The following is a 6,562-nucleotide window of genomic DNA, read 5'->3' as shown; positions in this document are numbered from 1 at the left end:
CGCTTGCGCCGTTGTCCGTGTCAGTGAGGTCGCATTATAGGAGGATTTTTGAAACTGACAATAGTTTTTTTACTCTAAAATAATCAATCGCTTTTTTTTTGTTCAAAACATTATGTTTCAGCTGTTTTTTAATCAACACATGATGATTGCTTCATTTAATCCCGCATCTAAATTGAATATTATTAGCGATTAAAAATGATTGAAATGAAAATTAAAAACGACAAGAAAGCAAAAAGGAAGAAGAAATATAAACGTTATGATTCACAATAGCAGGAATAATTATGGAAGGGTGTGCTGCAAGGCTTTATTGATAATCATAAAATAAAAGCAGTAGCTTAACTACTGCTTTATCTCACAACAATTATGCTTTTTGTGATAACCAAATCGGAACATTTTTGATGCCGTCAAAAACAGCATCAGCTAAAGCTTCACCTTCTTCAGTGATCGCTTTACCTGTTCGAACTAGCACTTTAAAAGCAACATCGGCAGCTATTGCCGCTTTCATGTCATCCGCTTTATCACCAATCATCAGTGATTTTGACATATCAATATTCAAGTCACTTTGTGCTGATATCAACATGCCTGGGTTTGGCTTACGGCAATCACAATCTTGTAAATATTCACCTTTACCCTCAGTTGCATGGTGTGGGCAATAGTAAACACCATCAAGTTCAATGCCTTGATCTTCGAAATTCCAATCCATCCATTCAGTCAAAGAGATGAAATCATCCTCACTGAAGATACCGCGAGCAATACCTGATTGATTGGTGACTAAAACAAGTAAATAACCCATTTCTTTGAATTTTTTACATGCACCAAAAACACCATCAATATATTCAAAATCATCAACAGTATGTACATAGCCACGATCAACGTTTATTACGCCATCGCGATCAATAAAGACAGCAGGTTTGGCCACAAGAAAGCCCTCAATAAATTAGATATTAATTAAATATTATGACGATTATGGCACGAGTTGGCATCGAAAAGTATTAGTTCTCACCCCGACAAGGCTGATTATCATTGAAGTTAACGTTGTTATAAATATCAAATCCGTTTAGACGTCTAGCCGTAAAAATAGCTATTGACTTAAAAACCGATTCGAAATAGCATCAGGTTAACAGAAGTTGATACATTTTAACCAATACAACCAATTATTAACAATAATCATTGTATAACATGACTTGTCTATAATAGGTGGCATCTAATCAATCAGGACGTTCAATGATAGAAATAAAACAAGTCAATAAAGTGTTCTATCAAGGTGAGAACGCAATAAATGCCCTAAAAGACATTAATCTCACCATAGAACAGGGAACAATTTTCGGGGTCATTGGTTCATCAGGAGCAGGAAAAAGCACCCTGATCCGCTGTGTGAATCTATTAGAAAAACCAACTACGGGTAATGTCATTGTTGATGGTATTGATTTAACCGCCCTTTCATCTAACGAATTAACATTAGCTCGTCGTAAAATTGGCATGATTTTCCAACATTTTAATTTACTATCATCTCGCACTGTTTTTGCCAATATTGCATTACCACTAGAACTCGCTGGTCTTTCAACACTCGAAATAAATACCAAAGTGACGCAATTATTATCACTCGTTGGTTTAGAAGATAAACGTAACACTTATCCATCAAACTTAAGCGGTGGTCAAAAACAACGGGTTGCTATCGCACGAGCTTTAGCCTCTGATCCTAAAGTTTTATTGTGTGATGAAGCCACCAGCGCACTTGATCCAGCAACAACCCAATCAATACTGTCGTTATTACGTAAAATTAATCAACAACTAAACTTAACTATTTTATTAATCACCCATGAAATGGATGTCGTTAAACGTATTTGTCATCAAGTCGCAATCATTGGTGATGGAGAATTAGTAGAACAAGGTCTTGTAGGTGACATTTTTGCGCACCCTAAAACCGACTTAGCAAAAGCTTTTATTCGCTCAACGTTAGATTTATCGATTCCGGAAGATTATCAATTAAGAATGACACCGACCTCGGTCAAAGGAAGTTATCCCCTTATTCGGCTTGAATTTACTGGAGACTCTGTTGATGCGCCGTTAATTAGCCAAGTCGCACGCGAATTTAATCTTGATATCAGTATTCTCAGTTCAAATATGGATTATGCCGGCGGGGTTAAGTTTGGATTAATGCTCGCTGAGTTCTTTGGTACTCAAACCGCCATTGATAACGCTATTAGATTTTTACGTGATCACAAATTAAATGTTGAGGTACTAGGATATGTCGCTTGATGCAATAACAACATGGTGGCAGAGCAATCAACGCCTAGCTGAATTACTTATCGAAGCATTGGGACAAACCTTAACCATGGTGTTGGTGTCCGGTTTAATTGGCTTTGTTATTGGTATTCCTCTTGGTGTCGCATTACACCTCACCAAAAAAAATGGTTTATGGCAAAACCCTGTTTTAAATAAAATACTGGGTATTGTAGTCAATATCGGCCGTTCAATTCCGTTTATTATCTTATTGGTTGCCATTATCCCTTTTACTCGATTTGTGGTTGGCAGTTCCATTGGTACCGCCGCCGCCATTGTGCCACTGACTGTTGGAGCAATTCCTTTTATTGCTCGTTTAGTAGAAGGGGCATTATTAGAAATTCCAACAGGATTAATTGAAGCGGCACAAGCAATGGGTGCAACACCGATGCAGATCATTGCCAAAGTATTATTACCTGAAGCTTTACCCGGCATTATTAATGCGATCACCATTACTTTAGTTACCTTAATCAGTTATTCCGCAATGGCGGGCACAGTAGGCGGTGGTGGTTTAGGTGATGTGGGTATTCGTTATGGTTATCAGCGTTTTGATGGCACCGTCATGGCAATCACCGTCATTATGCTCGTTATTTTGGTACAGCTTATTCAATCTATTGGTGATCACTTAGTCAAACGCGTTGATCATCGTTAAAAACTCGAACTTATTCTTTATAGTTACACCATCAGGGAAAGCCCATTTAAGGAGAAATACTATGGCGTTCAATCTTAAACATCTTTTTGCCATTGCCGGTGTTGCCGCAGCTATCGCATTAACAGGTTGTAGCGAACAAGAAACCCCCATTGATAACACTAAAGTAAAAATTGGTGTCATGGCGGGAGCTGAAGAGCAAGTAGCCGAAGTTGCAGCGAAACAAGCCAAAGATAAATATGGGCTTGATGTAGAGTTAGTCACTTTCACAGATTACATATCACCTAATGCTGCATTAACAGAAGGTTCTATTGATGCCAACGCCTTCCAGCACAAACCTTATCTTGAACAACAGATCAAGGATCGTGGTTATAAATTTGCGATTGCGGGCAACACATTCGTTTACCCTATTGCGGGTTACTCCACTAAAATTAAATCGGTTGATGAATTAAAAGATGGCGATCAAATTTCGGTTCCCAACGATCCAACCAACCTTGGCCGTTCATTATTATTGCTACAACAGCAAGGTTTGATCACACTCAAACCCGATGCTGGCTTATCAGCCACCGTATTAGACATTATTGGTAATCCTAAAAATCTAAAAATCGTTGAACTTGAAGCGGCACAATTGCCACGCTCATTAGATGATGTTGCACTGGCTATTATCAATACCACTTATGCGAGTAGTTTAAACCTAACCCCAGAAAAAGATGGCGTGTTCGTTGAGGACAAACAATCACCTTACGTCAATATCATTGTCGCCCGTGAAGACAACGTCAAAGCAGAAAATGTTCAAAAATTCATTCAAGCTTATCAATCTGATGAGGTTTATAACTCAGCGCAAACCATTTTTAATGGTGGAGCAGTGAAAGGCTGGTAATCGCCTTACTTAACCTTTTCACATCAAGAGCAGGCCTGAGTGCCTGCTTTTTTTATGTTATATTATAAGATTACTTTCAGCGTATAATTGGCTAATTTAATGGCTTATAGTATTGAACCTATCGGTATCATCCACTCCCCTTATAAAGAAAAATTCGCAGTCCCTCGCCAACCCGGATTAGTACCAAGTGCCAATTGTGAGATTGTATTACAAGGTCTTGCTAATTCATTAGAAGCAGTACGAAGCATTGAGCAATTTAGCCATATTTGGTTATTATTTTTATTTGATCAAAACTTAGAAGCTGGTTGGCGTCCAACAGTTCGTCCACCTCGTCTTGGCGGTAATGAGCGCATCGGAGTCTTTGCTAGCCGTGCGACGTTTCGACCCAACGGTATCGGTATGTCTGCCGTTAAATTAAAAGGGGTACGTCATCATAATGGTCAAGTCATTATTGATATTGGTGGCGCCGATCTAGTTGATGGCACGCCAATCATTGATATTAAACCTTATATTCCCTACTCCGACAGTTTACCTGATGCATTAGGTGGCTTTGCTTCAGAGCAACCACCAACCCTAACCGTAGAATTTAGCCTTAACGCCCAGCAACAGTTATCAGGTAAACAAGCGGATTATCATCGCGCGGTGATCACCGAAGTCTTAGCGCAAGATCCACGCCCCGCGTACAAAAAAGGCAAATCTGATAATAAAACTTATGCCGTTAACTTATTTGATTTTAATGTTCAATTTACAGTTTCAGAACCTGTGATCACCGTAATTAGTATCGATACCATTAATCAATAATAGATCTTATGTAGTTATCTTTGGCGAATAGCGTCGAGACTGGTAATATAACGGGCTATCGTCATGATACTGACGGGTGGAACATCAGTTCCTTCTCTTTCCTTTCATCAATAACGGATACCATCAATGCGTACCAGTAAATATCTTCTTTCTACCCTGAAGGAGACGCCAAACGACGCAGAAGTCATTAGTCATCAACTAATGCTACGTGCAGGCATGATCCGTAAGTTAGCTTCAGGTTTATACACTTGGCTACCTACAGGTCTGCGTGTGCTGCGTAAAGTCGAAAACATCGTTCGCCAAGAAATCGACAATGCAGGCGCAATCGAAACCTTGATGCCCGTTGTTCAGCCGTTTGAACTATGGGAAGAGACAGGCCGCTCTGAAAAAATGGGCCCTGAACTACTTCGCTTTACTGACCGTCATTTCCGTCCGTTTGTACTTAGCCCAACCGCTGAAGAAGTTATCACTAGCCTTGTGCGTAATGAAGTAAGTTCTTACAAGCAACTGCCGCTAAACCTATACCAAATTCAGACGAAATTCCGTGATGAACGTCGTCCTCGTTTTGGTGTAATGCGTGCACGTGAATTCTGCATGATGGATGCTTACAGCTTTGATATCGATAAAGATGGTCTACAAAAGTCTTTCGATACTATGCATACCGCTTACTGTAAAGCTTTCGATCGCATGGGTCTTGAATACCGTCCAGTATTAGCAGACTCAGGCGCAATCGGTGGTAATGGTTCTCAAGAGTTCCACGTGCTAGCTGAAAGTGGCGAAGACTTAATCGCATTCTCTACTGAATCTGATTACGCTGCTAACATCGAAAAAGCAGAAGCTATCGCACCTGCTGTTGAGCGTGCAGAACCAACACAAGCAATGACAGTGATTGATACACCCAATGCGAAAACTATCGCAGAATTGGTTGAACAACATGGCATTGCTATCGAAAAAACAGTGAAAACGTTATTCGTTAAAGCTTCTGATGAAATCGACGCACCTATCGTTGCATTAATCATCCGTGGTGACCACGAACTTAACGAAATCAAAGCAGAAAACCTTGCAGAAGTCGCTTCTCCTCTAGAGATGGCAACTGAAGAAGAAATGCGTGAGCTTATCGGCGCGGGTGCGGGTTCTCTAGGTCCTGTAGGCCTTGAACTACCTGTTATCGTTGACCACACAGTTGCAGTAATGAGTGACTTTGCTGCTGGTGCTAACATCGATGGTAAACACAACATCGGTATCAACTGGGGTCGTGACGTTGAACTTGGCCGTGTTGATGATCTACGTAACGTAGTTGAAGGCGATCCAAGCCCGTGTGGTCAAGGTACGTTGATGCTAAAACGTGGTATCGAAGTCGGTCATATCTTCCAGTTAGGTACCACTTACTCTGATAAGATGAACTGTAGCGTACTTGATTCAAACGGTAAGAGTTCAATTCTAGAAATGGGTTGTTACGGTATCGGTGTATCACGTGTTGTGGCATCAGCTATCGAGCAAAACAATGATAAATACGGCATCATCTGGCCAGACGCTTTAGCGCCTTTCCAAGTGGCTATCGTACCAATGAACATGCACAAATCAGAGCGCGTTCAAGAAGCAGCAGAGAAGCTATACGCAGATCTTACTGCAATGGGTATCGAAGTATTATTTGATGATCGTAAAGAACGTCCAGGTGTAATGTTCTCTGACATGGAATTAATCGGTATTCCTCACACTATCGTGATTGGCGATCGTAGCCTTGAAAATGGTGAGATGGAATATAAGAACCGTCGTACTGGTACTAAAGAAGCAGTTGTTGCTGCTGATGTTATGGACTTTCTTAAGCAAAAAATGGCTTAATTAACAACTATCTAATTTGAAAAAGCTGCCCATTTAGGCAGCTTTTTTTATAGCTGAATTATCATAAACATTTTTTATCTCTTTCACGGCTATGATAATATTCAATT

At 40.2% G+C, this 6,562-nt stretch carries 6 protein-coding genes; 5 read left to right on the top strand and 1 reads right to left on the bottom strand.

All coding sequences use genetic code 11. The features are described 5' to 3' along the window. Positions 1–361 precede the first annotated feature (361 nt). A complete protein-coding gene (gene gmhB, locus GLP24_RS15230) occupies positions 362–919 on the bottom strand; it encodes a D-glycero-beta-D-manno-heptose 1,7-bisphosphate 7-phosphatase (protein WP_101769655.1) in 558 nt (185 codons plus the stop codon). Positions 920–1,224: 305 nt separating this feature from the next. On the opposite strand from gmhB, the gene metN reads away from it, so the two are divergent. The 5 genes from metN to GLP24_RS15205 all read left to right on the top strand — a co-directional run bounded on the left by metN (position 1,225) and on the right by GLP24_RS15205 (position 6,455). Then, on the top strand, positions 1,225–2,259 hold the full coding sequence (gene metN, locus GLP24_RS15225) for a methionine ABC transporter ATP-binding protein MetN (RefSeq protein WP_152654181.1): 1,035 nt from the start codon (positions 1,225–1,227) through the stop codon (positions 2,257–2,259). Next, positions 2,249–2,935 (top strand): methionine ABC transporter permease, encoded by a 687-nt coding sequence (locus GLP24_RS15220; RefSeq protein WP_232616212.1) that lies wholly within the window; start codon positions 2,249–2,251, stop codon positions 2,933–2,935. The genes metN and GLP24_RS15220 overlap by 11 nt, the downstream gene beginning before the upstream one ends. A 61-nt stretch (positions 2,936–2,996) precedes the next feature. Continuing rightward, on the top strand, positions 2,997–3,812 hold the full coding sequence (locus GLP24_RS15215; RefSeq protein WP_232616211.1) for a MetQ/NlpA family lipoprotein: 816 nt from the start codon (positions 2,997–2,999) through the stop codon (positions 3,810–3,812). A 99-nt stretch (positions 3,813–3,911) separates the two neighbouring features. After that, on the top strand, positions 3,912–4,613 hold the full coding sequence (gene tsaA, locus GLP24_RS15210) for a tRNA (N6-threonylcarbamoyladenosine(37)-N6)-methyltransferase TrmO (protein ID WP_232616210.1): 702 nt from the start codon (positions 3,912–3,914) through the stop codon (positions 4,611–4,613). Between the two features lie 126 nt (positions 4,614–4,739). Next, positions 4,740–6,455, top strand: a complete 1,716-nt coding sequence (locus GLP24_RS15205; protein ID WP_221944802.1) for a proline--tRNA ligase — start codon at positions 4,740–4,742, stop codon at positions 6,453–6,455. Positions 6,456–6,562 lie beyond the last annotated feature (107 nt).

Origin of the sequence: Photobacterium carnosum (genome assembly GCF_021236965.1) — a bacterium.
Taxonomy (GTDB): domain Bacteria; phylum Pseudomonadota; class Gammaproteobacteria; order Enterobacterales; family Vibrionaceae; genus Photobacterium; species Photobacterium carnosum.
Note: the sequence above shows the minus strand (reverse complement) of the source record. Positions and strands in the feature narration are given on the sequence as shown.

Excerpts from the sequence above, each read along its gene's own strand:
- GLP24_RS15205 (WP_221944802.1), top strand. The coding sequence starts at position 4,740 with ATGCGTACCAGTAAATATCTTCTTTCTACCCTGAAGGAGACGCCAAAC.
- GLP24_RS15220 (WP_232616212.1), top strand. The coding sequence starts at position 2,249 with ATGTCGCTTGATGCAATAACAACATGGTGGCAGAGCAATCAACGCCTA.
- metN (WP_152654181.1), top strand. The coding sequence starts at position 1,225 with ATGATAGAAATAAAACAAGTCAATAAAGTGTTCTATCAAGGTGAGAAC.
- tsaA (WP_232616210.1), top strand. The coding sequence starts at position 3,912 with ATGGCTTATAGTATTGAACCTATCGGTATCATCCACTCCCCTTATAAA.
- GLP24_RS15215 (WP_232616211.1), top strand. The coding sequence starts at position 2,997 with ATGGCGTTCAATCTTAAACATCTTTTTGCCATTGCCGGTGTTGCCGCA.